The organism is Komarekiella delphini-convector SJRDD-AB1 (genome assembly GCF_014831675.1).
Classification (GTDB): Bacteria; Cyanobacteriota; Cyanobacteriia; order Cyanobacteriales; family Nostocaceae; genus Komarekiella.
Genome location: NZ_VJXY01000006.1, coordinates 83,873 through 103,407, shown reverse-complemented (window position 1 = coordinate 103,407; position 19,535 = coordinate 83,873). Strand labels below are relative to the sequence as shown.

Below are 19,535 nucleotides of genomic sequence, written 5' to 3'. Positions count from 1 at the left end.
CATAACTTGAGTTCTGAGTAATTCTCAGAACTCAGGACTCTATAAGTGATTGGTGGATTTTGCTAAAGTCAAGTGGAAACTTCTCTCCTCAAATCTCCGTCCCGTGAGATTGTAAAATTATCGTTTGTTTCTAATTTTTACCAGCATTCGGAATGTTATCTATTTCTCATCTCACTCTACTCCACAGTCCTAATCCGAATATTTTCCAAGTAATTAGGGAGTTTCCATAAATTTTGCTAGATCCGCTGACATAGTGGGAATTATTTACTCAGTACATGAATTGCAGCAATCAAACAAATAAACATCAATTCCTGACTAACTCAAGTATTGCTGACTGGGTTTGACTGAGTAGAGTTAATTCTGGCTATCTCTTTGTTGTTACCATCTGGTACTTTGCTGGTCAAGTTTTTAGGCGCTAACAGCATGGCAAAATCACAAGAATAGACTCTAAATTACGCCATTAAGTGCGTATTTATATCAGCCTAAAACTCAACTAAGGCATCAAAACTCAAGTTTAAGTGGTGTCGGTGTGATGATCGCCAATATGTTGAAATATTGACTACTCCCATAAATGTGAATCAGGAGAAAATACTGTGAAACTACACTGGTTACTACCCAGTACTATTGGAACTATCTTCATACTGTCTTCGCCGGCAATGGCTGCCAGACTTGAATCTTGGCGTTTTGATGCCAACCAAAACAAATTAGAAATCAACACTTTGGGGGCTGTCCAACCCAAAGCGCAATTAGTCTTCAACCCAACTCGTCTGGTCATTGATTTGCCAGAAACCACATTTGGGCGTCCGCAGCTAACACAACAGGTAGGCGGTGCAATTCGCTCTATCCGTGTTGGGCAGTTTGACCAACAAACAACGCGTATAGTCGTCGAACTCACTCCTGGTTATACTCTAGACCCCAAACGAGTACAATTCATTGGTAACACTGGTAGTCGTTGGACAGTACAATTACCCGCGCCAGTACTTGAGAAAGTAGCATCATCTCCCAGAAACATTTACAGTGTAGTCACACCAGACCCCGAAGCCAAACCTGATTTCTCAAAGGTTGCCGCCAACGCCACACCAGCGGCGACTCAAATTGAGAACTTGCAAGTAACAGGCGATGGGTTTTTTATCCGCACCAGTGGTGGTAATCCTCAGCTTCAGGTAAATCGCAGCCGCGATCGCAATACCATTTTCATGGATATCTCTGGCGCAACTTTATCGCCATCTCTGGCACGGCGGGATGATGTGTCAGTTAATCGACACGGTGTTAGTAGTGTCGAATTCACTCAACTGCAAACCCAACCACCTGGTGTCCGCATGACATTGCGGGTAGATAAAAATAGTCCTGACTGGCAAGCAACTAAGAGCAGCAATGGTGGTCTAGTGGTTTTGCCTACTCGGATTGGAAGATTGCCCAGAAATAATAATCTCACCAACCCACCGGATAATCAGTCAAACCCATTGCCATTGCCCCGTACACCAGTTGTTGTTAGACCTGCCACAATTCAATCTGTAGAATTGGCTGGTAATGGTACACAACTGCTGATTAGATCTGACCAAAATTTATCTGCGACTGGAGGCTGGGATAGAACGTCTGGTTTGTTCCGCATTACTATTAACAACGCTAACCTAGCTCCTAGAGTTACAGGCCCCGTTTTTAATGCTAATAGCCCCATCCTGCGGGTACGCTTACAACCACAAGAATCTAATACTGTAGTTGTCTTGGTTCAACCAGCAGCAGGAGTGCAAATTGGGGAACTCAACCAGGTTAGTGACCAGCTTTTGGCTCTACAACTACAAAGCTCTCGTCGAGCCGTCACACGCTCTGGAACACTCCCCTTACCCCCCCTACCACCACCCAATCGAATACCATTCCCAGACCCAAATAATCCCAATCCCCAGCCTATTACACAGCCACGCCCGATTCCCAGAGGAAAGGTTGTAGTTCTCATTGACCCTGGACATGGTGGTAAAGACCCTGGAGCAATTGGTATTGGGGGAGTACGTGAGAAGGATGTTATCTTACCTATCGGTAGAAGAATCGCAGCGATTTTGCAGCAAAATGGCGTGCAAGCAGTGTTAACGCGAAATTCTGACTTTTTCGTCAGCCTTCAAGGACGAGTAGCGATGGCGGAGCGAGCTAACGCTGATGTGTTTGTCAGCATCCACGCTAATGCAATAGGGCCGGGTCGTTCGGATGTCAGTGGCTTAGAAACGTATTATTACGATAGTGGTTTGGGACTAGCTCGCGTTGTTCACAACAACATTCTCCAAAGTTTAAATGTCAGAGATAGAGGAGTGCGCCGAGCTAGATTTTATGTGCTTAGAAAAAGTTCCATGCCTTCTATTCTAGTGGAAACAGGTTATTTGACTGGTCGAGAGGATATCGCTAAGTTAAGAACCTCAGCTTACCAAAACCAAATGGCAGAGGCGATCGCTCGCGGTATCCTTCAGTACCTAAAGAGAAGATAAGTAATTTAATCTAGAACCTTGAGTAAAAAAATCTCAATGATTTCCAGTTTTATACAATTTAGTAATCAATATGTTAGGAATATTACTGGTGTCGAGAAAAAATTCGTGCCATTTTAATTCATGGAAATTTCAAACCACTGATTTCTTTCAAGAAGCATTCATTTCTATCAGAAGTTCTGAGTGAAGCAAGCCGTCACTCAGACTTATTTTGTGTAAAATTCGACATATCTAACTGTAAATATTTTTCTAAACATTAATCTTATAGTGACTGTCAACTGGTGACAGCAATAGAAAATTTTTGTATTGTTGCATTGCTCACTAATAAGACAGCGAGAATCTCTGACTGATACCAGTGTGATTGATTAGAATTATCTAAATTCTGGTTAATTTCTCGTTTTTGGTGTAATTTGATGCTTTGCTGGTCAAATTTTTAGGCGTTAACAGCATGGCAAAATCAGAGTAACGTGCTAAAATCTTACGCCATTAAGTGTGTATTTAGATCAGCGCAAAACTCAAGCAAGGCATCAAGGCTCAAGCCTGGGAGTGAGGGTGTGAGGATTGCCAATAGGTTGAAATATTGACTGCTCCCATAAATGTGAATCAGGAGAAAATACTGTGAAACTACACTGGTTACTACCCAGTACTATTGGAACTATCTTCATGCTGTCTTTGCCGGCAATGGCTGCCAGACTTGAATCTTGGCGTTTTGATGCCAACCAAAACAAATTAGAAATCAACACTTTGGGGGCTGTCCAACCCAAAGCGCAATTAGTCTTCAACCCAACTCGTCTGGTCATTGATTTGCCAGAAACCACATTTGGGCGTCCGCAGCTAACACAACAGGTAGGCGGTGCAATTCGCTCTATCCGTGTTGGGCAGTTTGACCAACAAACAACGCGTATAGTCGTCGAACTCACTCCTGGTTATACTCTAGACCCCAAGCAAGTACAATTTGTCGGGAATAGTTCTAGTAATTGGACAGTACAATTACCTACGCCAAAAGTTGAGCAAGTAGTCTCGTCAACGGATATTGGAGGTCAGCAAAGAGAAGTTACAGCGACAGCACCTCCCCCAAAGATATCCACGCCCTTGTTCTCCCCAAGAAATATTTACAATGTTGTTACGGAACCTGTTATTAACACACCTAACACAGGAACACTCAATACTGTAGCAGCAGGCGTGACTCAAATTGAGAACTTGCGAATCACAGGCGATGGTTTTTTTATCCGCACCAGTGGTGGTAATCCTCAAATTCAGGTAAATCGCAGCGACGATCAAAGATTAATTAACATCGACATTGCTGGCGCATCTTTATCACCCAGTTTAGAGCAAGGTGATGTGGTGATTAATCGCTATGGTGTCAGTCGTATCCAATTCACTCAACGGCAAACAAGAACACCTGTTGTTCGTATGACGTTGCAGGTGGACAAAAATAGTCCTGACTGGCGGGCAACCAAGAGCAGTATCGGTGGTTTCGTGATTCTGCCCAGTCGTAGTGTTGCTCAATTACCTGGAGGTAATACACCGCCCATACCACCTACTACCTCGCCTGCTACTATTCAATCTGTGGAACTGGCTGGTAATGGTACACAACTGCTGATTAGAGCCGACCAAACTTTATCTGCTACAGGAGGTTGGGATAGAACGTCTGGTTTGTTCCGCATTACTATTAACAACGCTAACCTAGCTCCTAAAGTCACCGGCCCTGCTTTTAATGCCAATAGCCCCATCCTGCGGGTACGCTTACAACCACAAGAATCTAATACTGTAGTTGTCTTGGTTCAACCAGCGGCGGGAGTGCAAATTGGGGAACTCAATCAAGTTAGTGACCAGCTTTTGGCTCTACAATTACAAAGTTCTCAAGGAGTAACACCAACCCTTGCTTTGCCGCCTGTGCCGTCGCTAAATCAGAGACCATTGCCAGATCCTACAGATAATCCTCAACCTTTATCACAGCCACAGCCGCGTACCTCGGTTCCCAAAGGGAAATTATTAGTAGTTATTGACCCCGGACATGGCGGTAAGGACTCTGGAGCTCCTGGTTTAGGCGGACTGCTAGAAAAGGATGTAGTTTTACCTATTGGTAGAAGAATAGCAGCCGTTTTAGAGCAAAATGGTGTCCAAGCAGTACTAACACGAGATGCTGACTTTTTCGTAGAACTTCAGGGACGGGTAGATATTGCCGAGCGAGTTAATGCTACTTTGTTTGTCAGCGTTCATGCTAATTCTGTTGATGGTCGTTCTGATGTAAATGGATTAGAAGTGTATTATTACGACAGTGGTTATGCTTTGGCTGAAGTAGTTCGTAATTCCATTCTTCAGAATATCGATACCCTCAAAGATAGGGGAACGCGCAAAGCCCGATTTTACGTTCTCAGGAAAAGCTCTATGCCCTCGATTTTAGTTGAAACAGGCTATATGTCTGGTCGGGAGGATAATCCCAGATTGGCAACGGCAGATTATCAAAATCGTATGGCAGAGGCGATCGCTCGCGGCATCATCAGGTACTTACAACAGAGGTAAAATGTAGTACAACTTACTAATTAAAGAGGTAGTATTTAGACTTCTTTTACGTGCAGTATTTAGTGGTTAATTGGTGAATTTTCTGCTAAATTCTGTATTTTAAATTCAAAAACCTAAATCAACATCTGCCTGTGTATTCATCTTCCATTTTTGAAGGGAATCTTTACGATTTTTCTGATCAAGAACCCCAACGTGCCCCAATTGGCATCTTTGATAGTGGTGTGGGCGGTCTTACAGTATTGCGGCAAGTATATCGGCAACTCCCCAATGAATCAATTGTTTACTTTGGGGATACGGCTCGACTTCCTTATGGTATTCGTTCCCAAGCAGAAATCTTACAGTTTGCGCGTGAAATCCTCACCTGGCTGCAACAGCAGCGGGTAAAAATGGTGATTATGGCTTGTAATACTAGTTCTGCCCTCGCGCTAGAAACTGTGCGTCAGGAATTTAATATACCTATTCTGGGAGTGATTTTACCTGGGGCAAGGGCAGCTGTGCAACAAGGAAAACGCATCGGTGTAATTGCGACTCCTGCCACAGCCAAGAGTAATGCTTATCGGCAAGCTATTCTCGAAATTGATCCTAATGTCCAAGTTTGGCAAGTCGGCTGTCCAGAATTTGTACCACTGATTGAGCAGAACCGCATTCACGACCCCTACACTACTGAAGTAGCGCGAGCCTATCTAGAGCCTTTATTGCAACAGGAAATTGACACTTTAGTCCACGGCTGTACCCATTATCCTCATCTTGCACCAGTATTGCGATCGCTCCTCCCATCTCATGTAAAGCTAGTTGATCCAGCTGTCCATGTTGTGGCAGCTTGTACCCAAGAATTAGACTTACTAGGCTTAAAGAATACCCACCTACCATTACCAACTCGCTTCGCTGTCAGCGGTTGTCCGCAACAATTTGCCCAGTCAGGAGTAAAATGGCTAGGGTATACGCCAATGGTTGACAAGGTATGCTTCACAGATACCGCATCCCAACTCCAACAAGATCATGTTGGATAATTAATATTAGTCAAGAGTCAAGGATTAAAATTATTTTGACTCTAGACTAATGACTATTGACTATTGACAGCTTCAGTCACCGTTGTTCTTATTGATCTCTCATGTTGATGTTTACCTTTGTCAGATGAAAGCACACTTGCAGAAACATTTTTTTTAACCGTTCGCTTTGCCAATGCTAATAACAAGTAGACTGTAAACAAATATCCAGCCGCTAAAATAAAAATCATCATAGACATACTTCCGTGAATCATTGTTCTACCAGCACTTTTGCCAAACGAATATGGAATTTCATAAAATTAGCAAAGCTTTAGCCAACCAAGTGCATCCTTAATGGCTATAATTTGCTATATCAAAATTTTCCGCAGAGAGTTCAGTTCTCTTCGGTTAACGAATTTCTATTAAATTTAGTTTTTTGCAGACCATACATCCTACAGCAGTTATAAATTGCTAACTAGCGATTTATAACTACACTCCTCAGCAGTCTACCTGGCCTGCATTATTTTCTTACGCACTACTATAGTAAAGAAACGCTTGCCTTAAACTGCGCTGAAGACGTTTCCAACGCCAGTCATGCATGAGATAAACTACCCCAGTTTCTTCAAAGGTGAGAACTCCCCGAAGTTTTGATGTCTCTGACAAGCCAGCTACTCTGCGAGAAGCCGCTGTGCATCTACCGAAGGTCTACGCCGATTTGCCTTTAGGCATTCCCATAGAGTAGCCGACGCACCCTGCGGGTTCGCGTAGCGTTCCGTAGGAAAGCAAGCTACAGACTTCTCTTTGCAACAGACTAGCTCCCTAAGATAGTGCCGGCTCCTCCGTAGGTAGCTACGCTTCTCAAAGGTGTTATCGTACTCCTAAGAATAAACAAGGTACATAAAGTGCCTACAAGAGAAGATTACCCGAAGGACTTCCTATAAGGAAATTACGTAGCTCTTACTTAGGAGTTCTGTATACCGTAGGTTCAATCAAAGGAATAATCTCCTAGATTCAACCAACGACGAGTTATTTTAGACTCGCAACACCAATTAGGTAAAATCATCTGTAGGTGATCTACCTTTGGAGGGCGAATATCTGAAAAATTTAAAATCCCTTGATTTTAGCGTAACACAATGACTCTGACTTTTCAGCCAACTTGTTTGCTAAATTTAAAATTTTTTAGATGCTTGAACGTCAAGCTTCTATAAACTAATCTTAACTCTATTTGTAATAATTTTAAATCAACATCTATTTTGTCAATAAGTAATATTACTCTGTTTAGTCTTGATTACATGTCAGAAAACGTACAATTTTGGAATAAGATGTAATATAACTTTAAGAAACCTTCTGCTCCATATACAGAATACCTACGTATTCGTAAAAAGTAGAGCACAATTGCTTATTGACATAAATATAAAGATATATGTGGGACTATTGTCAGAAAATGAGCAAAAATGCACATTACTACTTTAGAAGTAATGCTTACACACATTTATTTCGAGACTAATGAGTGTAGAAAAGCGAAGCCAAAAGATTAGAAATGCACAAAAAAGGTTCTTGCTGCCAGCAACAGACACTCTTACCGCCATCAAGATTTCTTGAAGAATAAGTTAAGTGTAGGATTACTTGATGAAAACTTTGCGCTGGCACAGGGTTATCTTAAAATGAGTATAGGATATGTAAACTTTCGTAACCTAAGCCAGAGTCCGCCCATTCATGACCCCAGCCACCTCCCTGTTTACCCCTGTGGAAGCAGACTTGCGAATACTAGCAGATAACCTAAAACAGCTAGTTGGAAATCGCCACCCCATCCTCTGTGCAGCAGCCGAACATTTATTCGGGGCTGGGGGGAAACGCATCAGACCAGCAATTGTCTTGCTGATATCGCGGGCGATCATGTTAGAACAAGACATTACACCTCGTCACCGACGCCTAGCAGAAATTACGGAAATGATTCACACAGCTAGCTTGGTACACGACGATGTGGTGGACGAGTCAAATATGCGACGTGGTGTTCCGACTATTCATAGTTTCGTTGGAAACCGCATTGCCATACTAGCAGGAGATTTTCTCTTCGCTCAATCATCTTGGTATTTGGCTAATTTGGACAATCTGGAGGTGGTGAAACTACTTTCGGAAGTAATTATGGATCTGGCATCTGGGGAAATCCAGCAGGGATTGAGTCGCTTTGATACTGAAATCTCAATTGAGTCTTACCTGGAAAAGAGCTATTACAAAACCGCCTCGTTAATTGCCAACAGCTCTAAAGCAGCTGGATTACTGGGCGAAGTTTCGCCAGGAACAGCCGAGCATTTGTATAACTACGGGCGTCATCTTGGTTTAGCCTTTCAGATTGTGGATGATATTTTAGATTTCACCAGTACAACAGATACATTGGGTAAACCAGTGGGATCGGATCTCAAAAGTGGTCATTTGACTGCACCAGTTTTATTTGCTTTAGAGGAAAAACCATACTTGGAAGTACTAATCAAACGACAGTTTGCCCAAGAAGGTGATTTAGAGCAAGCGCTGGAGCTGATTCAAGATAGTCAAGGTATACAGCGATCGCGAGAATTAGCTGCTCACCATGCTAAGTTAGCGACTGAGCATCTTGCGGCTCTGCCACCCTCAGAATCCCACCAGGCCTTGCTTAACATAGCTGAATATAATCTGAGCCGACTCTATTAAAAACTAGGGGCTGGGGATTAGAAATTAGGAATTAGGAAACAGTTTTCCCCGCAGCTAACCCATTTCCCCCTATCCCCAGTCACCAACTCAAGCGATATCAGGGGGTATGCTTCTCTGTGATTTGCTTTGTTGTAGCTTTTGTTGAACGAGGTTTTGCAACTCACTTCGTAGTACTTCAATGGCATTGGTAGTAGCACCAGGAGTTTCAAAAAAAACTATGCTATCTACGGGTTCTAGTGCCACCAACTGGAACAAAATATTAATGACAGGAATGGCTGTAGCCATTAGTTGAGGGTCAAGCCCAGCAGAGGAGATTAGTGAGACATCCTGTAAGGTAGGAAAAGCATAAATCACGCGCTTTTCCAATTTTGGATTTGCACGGTTGCTCAATGTAGTTAGAACCCAATCTTTCTTCAAGCTTTGAAGAATATAGTACTGGGGGTAGCGTAACTTTTGAGCGATCGCGCTGAGCGCAGGGGCGATTGCTGCGATAAGTTGTGGTGTTATACCATCGTGGGGTGCATTGTCAATCAGCAATTGAATTTGTGCTTCTAAATCCATAATGACTTGTAAACGGCTCCTGGGTAATGGCTATAACATTTATCTAAAGTGTGAATAATCGAAACAAAATTGGGAACAATAAATTAAGCCAAATCCTCAACGCAGGATTGGCCTGCGTTTAGCTTATACGCAAAACACACAAAGCCAATACCCACAGTCGCACAGGTTGTATTTAAGTATGTTAGGGCCTTTAAAAAACCGAGACTATGAATTCAGCCGCAACAGCAACTATTCTGGGAGAAAATTCTATCGGCGTGGAGGTGATATTTCAACTCCTATTCAAGGAGCTTCAGCAGTCAACCAAAGCTTCGGAACAGAATTGCCACGATGTGGCGACACGAATTAACACCGAAGTCTACCGGATTTGCAGTGAAAGCAAACGTATCCAAGCTTCTGGTGCTGTAGAAAATTCGGCAATGACCCTAGCCCGACATCGCCTACAACAGTGTCTCAGGTACTATCTGTTGGGTTCAAATCGCGGACGGGTAGAATTACACAGTACTTTGAGTGCAATTATTTATCGTTACATTAATCCGCCTCAGAGGCAACTGAGCTATCAAGGTCGGCTGACCATAATTGAAGATTTCTTACAGAGTTTTTATCTGGAGGCCTTAAACGCTTTCCGCAGGGAAAACCAACTCAGCACCACCTATCGTCCCCAGACATTACTGGAGTTGGCAGAGTACATGGCATTTACCGAGCGCTATGGCAAACGACGCATTCCCTTACCAGGTCGTCAACAGCAGCTAATTATTTTGCGAGCGCAAACTTTCTCTCAACAGCAACCCCCAGAAACCAGCGTAGACATAGAACAAGCAGCAGAAGGTAGCAGCAACGAAGCCGATGGTTCTTGGGAGGAGCCAGCAGTGCAGCAATTGCGCTCAACGATGGCGACGCAATCTGAACCAGAACCAGAAGAAGATACATTACGTTCCGTAGTGATTACGGAATTAATGGATTATCTCGAACAACGGCAACAATCTGACTGTGCTGATTACTTTTCCCTCCGCCTCCAGGATTTATCAGCACAAGAAATTGAGTCAGTTTTAGGTTTAACCCCTCGTCAGAGGGATTACTTACAGCAACGCTTCAAGTATCATCTGATCCGATTTGCCTTGTTGCATCGCTGGGAACTAGTTCATGAGTGGTTGGAAGCTTCTTTGCACACAAATTTGGGCTTAACTCCCCAGCAATGGCAAGTATACACAGCACAGTTGGACGATAAACAGCGTTCTTTACTAGAGTTGAAGCAACAAGGACAATCCGACGAAAAAATTGCAAAAACTTTGGGGCTGTCAATGGCACAACTACAAAAACGATGGTTTAAGATTCTTGAACAAGCTTGGGAAATTCGTAACTCGTTAGTGTCCGGATCAGGTGCATCTACTCATGAATAGTGACTCAGAATCCTTACAACACCAGTTTCTCGATTTGTTACTGACAGACAATGTCAAAAACTGCGAGCAGCCTTTGGTAGAGTGTAAGGAAATTGACGAGGGAGAAAACCTTTTCAAAGAAGCTGCCACTTCAAAAAGTGACCAGCAAAAATTGAGAGGAACACCCCAAACCTTTCAACTGGGAGAAATTCCTACTGTGCAAGAACGTTTCCAAGCCGTCCTTAAGCGTCGGTTACAAATCCAAATCCAAGACCACCCACCTTTGTTTCCTTGGGAAACACAGTTAACAGACTATCCAGATTTTGTTGACGAATCATCTATCGCACTAGTACCTACCTGGGTATGGATGGCACAGCAATCGAAGCTGAATCTGCCACTTCCTTTGCCAGAAAGAGTTTTCCGGCAATTACTAGAGCAGTGTCAAGCTTTACTCACGTCTTCAGTACCGTTAGGGGCAAAATTAGTTCAGGTGGTGGAAAGCTTTTTTCCTACTGAGTCCCAGACGCTTAACGATATAGCTGGACTGGTGCTAAGAAGCACCTATCGATCTGTAGATGCCCTGGAAACAATGCCCAACATTCAGAGCGAATACACAGATTTACTACCACGTCAACAGATGGCACTGTCATTGCTGGCAGCTAAACAACTGCTGGAGAATCTAACTTTACCACTTTCATCAACTAATCCAGTGGTAGAAAGACAGTGGTTAACTAGTGTCGGTACTCTGAACATCAAGGTAGAATGCCAGTCTTTGGGTAACTTGACAAAGTTGCTTGTTCAGGCAGATTTACCGACCAAAGGAATTATGACGCTTCAGGGGAATGGCACCCTAGCAACGTCACAGTCTTCCAGCCCAGAAAGCTTAAGTGTAGAATTATACTGTAGGCAACTTAGCCAGACCTATACCCTGGAATTTGAGTTTCCAGAAATAGGTGAACAACCACTGTTGTTTTTGATTAGTTCCACAATGTAGCAAATTGCCAGCGCTAGCACTCTACGTTAATCAACGCCGATATATAAAGATGATTTTCCTGGTTTTGAAGCTTATCCTATTTTTCAACATGCGGTCATTAGGGGTTTAGGAAAAGCGGCTCTGAGAAGGGCATTTAATATAAGACGCACAAGGCCCCCATAAATACCTAAAGTGTCTCTAAAGAAAGGGTAAGAAAGCTTTCTCAAGGGGAGTAGCTTCAGGTGGGGGTCGTTTACGTCACTAGTATTATGTCCGCGTAGCATCTACATCATTGCTTTACTTAGACTCAAAATGTTTAACTTATCCAGGATGAATCGGTTTTGGCGTCTCCCTGTAAATAATTTCTGGCAGCATACGCAGGAGTCGCCTTTAACAGAAGTGGAAGATTCTATTTCTTTGCGGGTGCTAGTGCTAGCGTTGGTTATTTTGGGAATTGTGGCAACAGATATTGCCGCTGAGACTGCATTCAGTCCTTGGGCGTTATTTTTGAGTTTAGTCGGTGCAATTTGGAGTTACTACCGTCGTGGTTACGCCAATATTACAATCAAGTTCTGTATTGCTATAGGGATGTTAGTAGCACTGGGCGCTTTCTTTGGGCGGTTAGTGGGAGAGTTGAATGATACACGGTTGGGTTTAGCAGAATTATTAATACAACTCCAAGTGCTGCATAGCTTTGATACACCCCGCCGCAAAAACTTGGGTTATTCAATTGTCATAGGACTAATTTTAATCGGTGTGGCTGGGACGTTGAGTCAGACCTTAGCCTTTGCACCGATGCTGTTATTATTTTTAGCGATCGCTCTGCCAACTTTAGTATTAGATTACCGCTCACGCTTGGGCTTACAGCAATTAAAAACAAAAAAGGAAATATTCCAAAAAGGGAAGTTTTCAAGTTTAAATATAAAATTTTTAATTATTAATTTTTTGATAATTGTCAGTCTGGGGCTGGCAATTTTTGCTATTTTACCCCGGTTTCCTGGCTACCAGTTACGGACATTTCCTGTAAGTTCTCCTATCGATGTAAAAGGAGGTTTTACAGGGCGTAGCATTATCAATCCCGGTTATGTTCGCCGAGGTAATGGTAATAAGGGGGGCAGTAGTAGTGGTACGGGGCAAAACAAAACCGGCCAACCAGGAAAAGTAGATAAGGGCTTTTATTACGGTTTTAATAGCCAGATTAATCAAAATCTCCGGGGTGAGATGACACCGAAAGTTGTGATGCGGGTGCGATCGCAAGCCGAGGGTTTTTGGCGAGTCCTGGGATTTGACCGTTATACAGGTAAGGGATGGGAGGTTTCTCGTAATGAAGATGTTACTACCATCAAGAGATCGCCTTGGTCTTACCAAATTTTTCTTTCCCCACCTTGGATTACTAGTAAAACCAAAGAGGTGGTGCAAACTTATACAGTGGTATCAGATTTGCCTAACCTGATTCCAGCGATGGCTTATCCCAAAGAAATTTACTTTCCTACACCAATAATTGCTGTTGATAAGGAAGACGGGTTGCGATCGCCTGTGGAATTATCAGAAGACCTCACCTATACAGTAATATCTGAAGTACCATACCGCGATCGCACTTTATTAGGACAAGCTCCGACAAAATATCCGCAGCAAATTCAAAAGTATTATCTACAAATTCCTCCTGAAATTGCTGAAAAAGTCCGGCAACGCACGGAAGAAATATTCGCTAACTACAATCGGGAACGAGTGGCAAAGTCTTTTAAAACACTCGATTCACCCTATGAAAAGGCTCTCTACTTAGCCCAGTACTTAAAGCAAAACTACTCTCTTCCCCAAAATCCCTTAGAACTGCCTTATTTGGGTGAAAAAGAAGACTTAGTAGAAGCTTTTTTGTTCAAGCACAAAGGAGGCTATCCTGACCACTTCTCAACCGTTCTCACAGTGATGCTGCGTTCCATTGGCATCCCAGCACGGTTGGTGGCGGGGTTTAGTGCAGGAGAGTTTAATCCATTCACGGGGATGTATGTTGTCCGAAATACAGACGCCTACGCGATGACGGAAGTGTACTTTCCCAAATATGGCTGGTTTGCTTTTGATCCAATTCCCAATCATCCCCTAATTCCCCCGTCAGTTGAGGATACTCAGACGTTTAGCGTCTTACGCCATTTATGGCAATGGGTTGCAGGGTGGCTACCCTCTCCGGTGACGGGTTTGCTGAATAATGTGTTTGGGATAATATTTAGCTGGGTAACTAGGGCGATCGCTTGGTTTTTCGCTTTATTTTCTCAAGGTTGGTTTGGTGTATTGACTGGCTTAATCTTAACGACTATAGGAGCTTTCTTAGGTTGGCTGGGTTGGGGTCAGTGGCGAGAGTGGCGCAATCGCCGATGGTTAAAGAAATTGCCTGCGATGGAAAGCCTTTATCAACAAATGCTGCAATGGGCGGCTCAAAAAGGTTTAGGTAAGCATCCAGCACAAACACCATTGGAATATGCTCAAGTATCACATCAGCATCATACTCCGGCGATCGCTCAGGTAATAGATGAAATTTGTCAAGCTTATGTTAGCTGGCGTTATGGTGGTCATCCTCCTGACTTGAAGCAACTTCGACAAAGATGGGAAGAAGTGAAAAAGGACTTTAAATCAAGAAAACTTGTTAAAAACATAGAATAATTCATTTTAGCCAAACAACTAATAAAGAATATTTGTATAAATAGTTACTTATAACAATAACTAGTAGAGCCTGATACCAAAGCAGAACAGCTAGAAATCGAACAAAAATGGCTCGCCTTTCAAATATTTGCTACAGAGCTTTTCGGTTACATAAGGTATATCCTGCGACAGGTAATCATGTTCATTTGGCTGTGATGCTAGAAAAGCAAAATTGTCTACCGTTGCCCCAATAAAGAATGCCTCCAAAATATTCTGATATTCATGGGGCAGTTGGCGCACGTTCTGATAGCCACTGAGGAACGATTTACGGTTTTCGGGAAATAGATGTTTTAATGTAGAGGCAATGTCATAAAGATAATAACCGAAACCACAGCAGGAAAAGTCAATGGGTCGTGCTTCTTTGGCGTGAAAGATGTAATTATTCTCATTCAGGTCTGCGTGAATTAGACCCCAACTATGGTGTGTTTTTTCGAGTGCTTTCATCACCTCACAAATTCGCTGCACCACAGTCTCAAAGACAGCGAAATCAGTAACAGATATTGTGCCAGTATTAACTAGCGATCGCAACCCCATCAGTGAAGTATGTAATTTTTCAAAGTCGTATTTTGGTCGTATAAAGCCCGAAGGCAACTCCCAAAGGCTTGCGTGTTGGTGTAACCGAGCCATAAGTTCCCCGACTTGCCAAGCCTGTTTTGATGTGGGTTCGGTGTCTAGGGGAGAACCATCAACCCAGTTTAATAGTGTACAGTTGAACGTTTCGCTGATGTCATCAATTGCGACAGAGGTGATGAAAGTGCCAGTAAGGTTTTGCACGGGGTATGGCACAACCAAATCAGTATCTTGATGCAATGCGATCAGCCACGTGAGTTCCGACTCAATAACGGCGTGTTGCTGCCAAATGCGATCGCAGAACTGGGCGATTGGGTGATGGATACGGAGAAGAAATGACTCGCAATTTTCAGCATCCCGTGTATTAATGCGAAACGTCACATTGTTCGCTATGACCCAAAAACACTAATCGATCTGTACTGACATTGTACTGAGCCAACACAGTCAGCGCGAGACTGTTCCAATCAATTTTGTTCTCCATCAAATTCCATATCAGATTGTGATTAAAAATAAATTTACATCAGTCGAATAGCTTGTATCAGTGTAATCTCGCCTATATCTTTGGGTAGATTTTAAGTTAATTTAGCTGATAAACCGCTAAAAAAAAGCAGACCTTATTTAAAAACTAAGGCTGACGTGAATTTAAGCGTTTTAACTCCCATTTTTGGGGATAACATGGGAATAAGTTTCTTACAAGCTTCTCACACCGCATTTGGTGTCAGTTTTTTTATATGGACATTCAGCTAATCAACATTGGTTTTGGCAACATCGTGTCTGCCAGACGAGTAGTTGCTATTGTCAGTCCAGAGTCTGCCCCGATTAAGCGGATCATTACCGATGCACGGGACAGAGGCCAACTGATTGACGCAACTTACGGCCGCCGGACTAGGGCTGTAATTATCACTGATTCCAGCCACGTAATTCTGTCAGCGATTCAGCCGGAAACGGTAGCAAATCGCTTCGTAATTTCCCGCGATCATCAGGCTGTAGATAATTAATTAAGAATCGGTTAACAGCCTCACTCTATTTGCACCGTATCAGCAGTACCATGTGAATTAGACAAGTTTTCTGTCACCCGTGCTACAAATTCCTTAGTCAACAGTGGTTTTGGTAACGAACACAAGACTACTGGCTAATGAATAATATTTATTGATTAATTCACAGATTGAACGGATGATGCAAGTTTTACCTATTGAGAGTGGTGCTACCAAAGAATGCCCGCCCAGTGGCAGGCTAATTGTTTTGACTGGCCCTAGTGGGGTTGGAAAAGGCACTTTAATGCGATCGCTTCTACAGCGTCATCCAGAACTATATTATTCTGTATCCGTGACGACTCGTTCTCCCCGTCCAGGGGAAATCGATGGCAAAAACTATTACTTTATCAGCCGCAGTAAGTTTGAACAATTGGTTGCTCAAGGCGAATTCTTAGAATGGGCGGAATTTGCTGGTAACTATTATGGCACTCCCCGTGAAGCTGTGCTTAACCAAATTCGCTCTGGCAAGTTGGTGGTGCTGGAAATTGAGCTAGAAGGAGCAAGGCAAATTCGTGTTTCCTTCCCTAGCGCCCTCAGCATTTTTATTTTGCCACCTTCCTTTGATGAATTGGAGAAACGTATACGCGGTCGCGCCCAGGATTCTGAAGAAGCGATCGCCCGGCGTCTGCGCTGTGCTCAAGAAGAAATTAAAGCCGCAAATGAATTTGATATTCAAATCGTTAATGACGATTTTGAAACCGCTTTAAAAGACATTGAAGCAGCTTTATTTGGATAATTTAGTACCCTTAACAACACGCCCATTTTTAGTAATAATTAGAAAAGGACACAAAGAAAAAACTTTGTGTCCTTTGTCATTTGTTAGTCGATATTTCTTCACTACTAACTACTAACTGCTGACCAATGATTAATGACTAAATTAACCCGCTAAACCTTGAATTAGTCCTAAGTTACTAGTCAAAAAGTAAGCAACAACTGCACCACCGATACCACCAATCAAGAAAGAACTGGCAAAGTTATTCCAGCTTTCCTTGGAGTTAAAAGCATCGGCTGGAGGATTGGGTACGGTAACACTGGCGAGTGCTTTAGGAGGATTGCTGCTCGCATACAAGGATAGACAGGCAGTAAGAATCACAACCAAACCTATGCTTGCCAGTAATCCCGCTAAATTGGCATTAGCTGTATCACGCAGAGGGCCCAGTTTAGCAAAGGGGCCAAACAGCAAGTAACCATGAGCCATACCAATTTCCAACCCTCTTCTGGAAGGAGTGATACCTGGGCGATAAGCGGGCAAGTTATTAATAAACCACTTGCTCAAGGGAGAAGCATTAATTGGAGTTTCTAGATTGCCCTGCTGCGGATCGCGTCCTGCGGGAAAAACAACCTCACGATTTCTCGGATCGCTGGGGAGATTTTTTGATGCATCTACTGCTTGCGCCATATTGTTATGTTCGCCTCTAAATTAGAATGGTGGCATTTTTATATTAATAATAATTGTAGCCAAAGATGTTTTTTAACTAATAAGTTTAGAAAAATTAATTTACCTGCTTTTAAAAGTATGAAACTCGCTAGCTGATTCCAGCATTACGAGTTTCAAAGAACTATTTTGCTAGTAGTTAGTAGTTATTAGTTAATTGTCAACTAACTGCTAACAAATTATTTAATCCTGTCTTCAATTTATGGTAATGGGTGGAAAAGTAGGTCAGGAAACCAGTAGTTAAATAAAATCAACACAACGGCTGTAAAAGACAAATTGACAAAAAGTAAAACTGGTCCCAAGGATAGATATTTAACGAAATAGTTCTGCTGCATGAATCATTCTCCCAAATAAATCAAAAGTTGCAAAAAGGGTTAGCGTGGCGAAATGGGAATTTCGGTATCTTTAGCTATTAATTCGCCAGACAGAAATTCTTTGATGGCTGCTAGGGGCCAAGTAAAGCCTGACAGCATAAGTGGCAATGCCAAAGGAACTTCAATGATTACTTCTTTCAATTCCACGTTGCCGCCTTCTTTCTTGATCGCTTGTAGGTAGGCACGACCTACCCAACCAATCCAACCAGCAATATAGAGGAAGAGAATGCTGGGAATCAGGAAGTCACCAGCGCGATCAAGACGACCATCAACAATCAAGTGGGGATAACCTTCAGGACCACACAGCGCCTGAGAATAACGCTCAAATCGCTTGATCCCGGATTCGGGATCGGCGGTGGTATTACGGGCATTTGCTGCTAGCTGTTGAAAAGCAGGAGAGTCTTTACAAGGTACAAGGTCAGCCCCCAGAGCTTTTGCTGGAGGGGCAAAATTGAACCAAAGACCAATCGCTAAAATCAAAGCAAACAATCGTCGCATGGAGTTGTTTCCTTTTATTACAAAACAAAAAGTTTTTTGTACAAAACGAAGCGGCTTGTACAGTGTTTATTTGCATAACTAGGATGTCATCATACTCTTGCGTGGGAACTGAGTAAAGTTTAAGTAAATAAAAGTTAAAGCTTCTCAAACAAGTCGTTGTCGAGTTCCGAGTACTGAAGCGCTGATAGCTATGGTTTAGCTCGTGCTGAGTATGGAAGTTGTTGTAGGGTAGTAGAGAAGCAGCATTTTGTCTCTATCACTCAGCACTCTTAATGGCAACCGTTTTAGCAATAGAAACTAGTTGTGATGAAACTGCCGTCGCAATTGTTAACAATCGTCAAGTTTGCAGTAGTATCGTAGCCTCACAAATCTCAGTCCATCAGTTGTATGGTGGGGTAGTGCCGGAAGTGGCTTCTCGCGAGCATTTGGTAACGATAAATGAGGCGATCGCCAAAGCTTTGCAAAAAGCAGAACTAGACTGGGAAAAAATTGACGGGATTGCCGCTACTTGTGCCCCTGGACTCGTAGGAGCGCTGTTAGTAGGGTTAACTGCTGCTAAAACCTTGGCGATGGTACACAACAAACCTTTTTTGGGTGTTCATCACCTGGAAGGACATATTTACGCAACTTACTTGAGCGAGCCAAGTTTAAATCCCCCTTTCTTAAGTTTATTAGTTTCTGGCGGACATACAAGCTTGATTTACGTCAAGGATTGTGGTAAGTACGAAACACTAGGTGAAACCCGTGATGATGCTGCGGGTGAAGCCTTTGATAAAGTGGCGCGATTATTAAAGCTGGGTTATCCTGGTGGGCCAGTCATTGACAAGTTGGCACAAGTAGGTAATCCTCAAGCCTTTACCTTACCAGAAGGAAAAGTTTCTTTACCTGGTGGCGGGTATCACCGTTATGACGCAAGTTTTAGTGGGTTAAAGACAGCAGTACTACGTTTAGTGCAGCAGTTAGAGAAAGATAGTGAGCAAGTACCAGTAGCAGACATAGCAGCTAGCTTTCAGGAAACCGTAGCGCGATCGCTAACCAAAAGAGCGATCGCCTGTGCTCTTGATTATGGTCTAGACACAATTTCTGTTGGTGGCGGTGTAGCAGCTAATAGCGGTCTAAGAAAAAACCTACAAGCCGCAGCTGCCGAACATAACCTGCGTGTGCTATTTCCCCCTCTAAAATTCTGTACCGATAACGCTGCTATGATTGGGTGTGCGGCTGCTGAACATCTATCTTGTGGTCATAAATCGCCTCTCACCCTGGGTGTTGAGTCTAGGTTAGCGCTGACTCAGGTAATGAAGTTGTATCAAGCTGTTTAATAGTCATCTATCATTTGTTCAAAGTTAATG

At 43.0% G+C, this 19,535-nt stretch carries 16 protein-coding genes; 10 read left to right on the top strand and 6 right to left on the bottom strand.

The window, feature by feature from the left end:
• Positions 1 to 593: 593 nt before the first annotated feature.
• The 3 genes from FNW02_RS07895 to murI all read left to right on the top strand — a co-directional run bounded on the left by FNW02_RS07895 (position 594) and on the right by murI (position 6,007).
• A complete protein-coding gene (locus FNW02_RS07895; protein ID WP_191756994.1) occupies positions 594 to 2,474 on the top strand; it encodes an N-acetylmuramoyl-L-alanine amidase in 1,881 nt (626 codons plus the stop codon).
• A 615-nt stretch (positions 2,475 to 3,089) separates the two neighbouring features.
• Positions 3,090 to 4,997, top strand: coding sequence for an N-acetylmuramoyl-L-alanine amidase (locus FNW02_RS07890; RefSeq protein ID WP_191756993.1), 1,908 nt, complete (start codon positions 3,090 to 3,092; stop codon positions 4,995 to 4,997).
• 131 nt (positions 4,998 to 5,128) lie between these two features.
• Positions 5,129 to 6,007, top strand: a complete 879-nt coding sequence (gene murI / locus FNW02_RS07885; protein ID WP_191756992.1) for a glutamate racemase — start codon at positions 5,129 to 5,131, stop codon at positions 6,005 to 6,007.
• Between the two features lie 53 nt (positions 6,008 to 6,060).
• Here murI and FNW02_RS07880 read toward each other — a convergent pair whose 3' ends face one another.
• The gene (locus tag FNW02_RS07880; RefSeq protein WP_191756991.1) at positions 6,061 to 6,258 is read right to left on the bottom strand and encodes a hypothetical protein; all 198 of its coding nucleotides are present in this window, start codon (positions 6,256 to 6,258) and stop codon (positions 6,061 to 6,063) included.
• A gap of 1,441 nt (positions 6,259 to 7,699) precedes the next feature.
• On the opposite strand from FNW02_RS07880, the gene sds reads away from it, so the two are divergent.
• On the top strand, positions 7,700 to 8,671 hold the full coding sequence (gene sds, locus FNW02_RS07875; protein WP_191756990.1) for a solanesyl diphosphate synthase: 972 nt from the start codon (positions 7,700 to 7,702) through the stop codon (positions 8,669 to 8,671).
• Between the two features lie 87 nt (positions 8,672 to 8,758).
• On the opposite strand, the gene FNW02_RS07870 is transcribed toward sds, so the two are convergent.
• Positions 8,759 to 9,232 carry a hypothetical protein gene (locus FNW02_RS07870; protein ID WP_191756989.1) on the bottom strand — a complete coding sequence of 158 codons (474 nt, stop codon included), beginning with the start codon at positions 9,230 to 9,232 and terminating at the stop codon, positions 8,759 to 8,761.
• 206 nt (positions 9,233 to 9,438) lie between these two features.
• Here FNW02_RS07870 and hetZ point away from each other — a divergent pair, with 206 nt between their 5' ends.
• The 3 genes from hetZ (at position 9,439) to FNW02_RS07855 (ending at position 14,236) form a co-directional block, all read left to right on the top strand.
• Positions 9,439 to 10,629, top strand: coding sequence for a heterocyst differentiation protein HetZ (gene hetZ, locus FNW02_RS07865; RefSeq protein WP_191756988.1), 1,191 nt, complete (start codon positions 9,439 to 9,441; stop codon positions 10,627 to 10,629).
• Positions 10,622 to 11,602, top strand: a complete 981-nt coding sequence (locus FNW02_RS07860; protein ID WP_191756987.1) for a PatU — start codon at positions 10,622 to 10,624, stop codon at positions 11,600 to 11,602. The genes hetZ and FNW02_RS07860 overlap by 8 nt, the downstream gene beginning before the upstream one ends.
• Before the next feature lie 309 nt (positions 11,603 to 11,911).
• A complete protein-coding gene (locus FNW02_RS07855) occupies positions 11,912 to 14,236 on the top strand; it encodes a transglutaminase TgpA family protein (RefSeq protein ID WP_191757105.1) in 2,325 nt (774 codons plus the stop codon).
• 90 nt (positions 14,237 to 14,326) lie between these two features.
• Here FNW02_RS07855 and FNW02_RS07850 read toward each other — a convergent pair whose 3' ends face one another.
• Positions 14,327 to 15,226 (bottom strand): phosphotransferase, encoded by a 900-nt coding sequence (locus FNW02_RS07850; RefSeq protein ID WP_191756986.1) that lies wholly within the window; start codon positions 15,224 to 15,226, stop codon positions 14,327 to 14,329.
• Between the two features lie 350 nt (positions 15,227 to 15,576).
• Between FNW02_RS07850 and remA the strand changes: the two genes are divergently transcribed.
• Both remA and gmk read left to right on the top strand, forming a co-directional pair.
• A complete protein-coding gene (remA, locus tag FNW02_RS07845; protein WP_191756985.1) occupies positions 15,577 to 15,843 on the top strand; it encodes an extracellular matrix/biofilm regulator RemA in 267 nt (88 codons plus the stop codon).
• A gap of 175 nt (positions 15,844 to 16,018) precedes the next feature.
• Positions 16,019 to 16,615, top strand: a complete 597-nt coding sequence (gene gmk / locus FNW02_RS07840; protein WP_191757104.1) for a guanylate kinase — start codon at positions 16,019 to 16,021, stop codon at positions 16,613 to 16,615.
• A gap of 141 nt (positions 16,616 to 16,756) precedes the next feature.
• Here the strand turns inward: gmk and FNW02_RS07835 are convergent, their stop codons facing one another.
• From FNW02_RS07835 to FNW02_RS07825, 3 genes are all read right to left on the bottom strand, one after another.
• On the bottom strand, positions 16,757 to 17,278 hold the full coding sequence (locus FNW02_RS07835) for a photosystem I reaction center protein subunit XI (RefSeq protein ID WP_191756984.1): 522 nt from the start codon (positions 17,276 to 17,278) through the stop codon (positions 16,757 to 16,759).
• Positions 17,279 to 17,514: 236 nt separating this feature from the next.
• Entirely contained in the window at positions 17,515 to 17,649 is a 135-nt protein-coding gene (locus FNW02_RS07830) for a Photosystem I reaction center subunit IX (protein WP_191756983.1), read from the bottom strand.
• A 39-nt stretch (positions 17,650 to 17,688) separates the two neighbouring features.
• Positions 17,689 to 18,186 carry a Photosystem I reaction center subunit III gene (locus FNW02_RS07825; protein WP_191756982.1) on the bottom strand — a complete coding sequence of 166 codons (498 nt, stop codon included), beginning with the start codon at positions 18,184 to 18,186 and terminating at the stop codon, positions 17,689 to 17,691.
• Between the two features lie 272 nt (positions 18,187 to 18,458).
• Between FNW02_RS07825 and tsaD the strand changes: the two genes are divergently transcribed.
• Positions 18,459 to 19,505, top strand: coding sequence for a tRNA (adenosine(37)-N6)-threonylcarbamoyltransferase complex transferase subunit TsaD (gene tsaD, locus FNW02_RS07820; RefSeq protein ID WP_191756981.1), 1,047 nt, complete (start codon positions 18,459 to 18,461; stop codon positions 19,503 to 19,505).
• Positions 19,506 to 19,535: the final 30 nt, after the last annotated feature.

Coding starts and splice junctions, on each gene's coding strand:
- FNW02_RS07880 (WP_191756991.1), bottom strand. CDS start 6,258: ATGATTCACGGAAGTATGTCTATGATGATTTTTATTTTAGCGGCTGGA.
- sds (WP_191756990.1), top strand. CDS start 7,700: ATGACCCCAGCCACCTCCCTGTTTACCCCTGTGGAAGCAGACTTGCGA.
- FNW02_RS07870 (WP_191756989.1), bottom strand. CDS start 9,232: ATGGATTTAGAAGCACAAATTCAATTGCTGATTGACAATGCACCCCAC.
- hetZ (WP_191756988.1), top strand. CDS start 9,439: ATGAATTCAGCCGCAACAGCAACTATTCTGGGAGAAAATTCTATCGGC.
- FNW02_RS07860 (WP_191756987.1), top strand. CDS start 10,622: ATGAATAGTGACTCAGAATCCTTACAACACCAGTTTCTCGATTTGTTA.
- FNW02_RS07855 (WP_191757105.1), top strand. CDS start 11,912: ATGAATCGGTTTTGGCGTCTCCCTGTAAATAATTTCTGGCAGCATACG.
- remA (WP_191756985.1), top strand. CDS start 15,577: ATGGACATTCAGCTAATCAACATTGGTTTTGGCAACATCGTGTCTGCC.
- gmk (WP_191757104.1), top strand. CDS start 16,019: ATGATGCAAGTTTTACCTATTGAGAGTGGTGCTACCAAAGAATGCCCG.
- FNW02_RS07835 (WP_191756984.1), bottom strand. CDS start 17,278: ATGGCGCAAGCAGTAGATGCATCAAAAAATCTCCCCAGCGATCCGAGA.
- FNW02_RS07830 (WP_191756983.1), bottom strand. CDS start 17,649: ATGCAGCAGAACTATTTCGTTAAATATCTATCCTTGGGACCAGTTTTA.
- FNW02_RS07825 (WP_191756982.1), bottom strand. CDS start 18,186: ATGCGACGATTGTTTGCTTTGATTTTAGCGATTGGTCTTTGGTTCAAT.
- tsaD (WP_191756981.1), top strand. CDS start 18,459: ATGGCAACCGTTTTAGCAATAGAAACTAGTTGTGATGAAACTGCCGTC.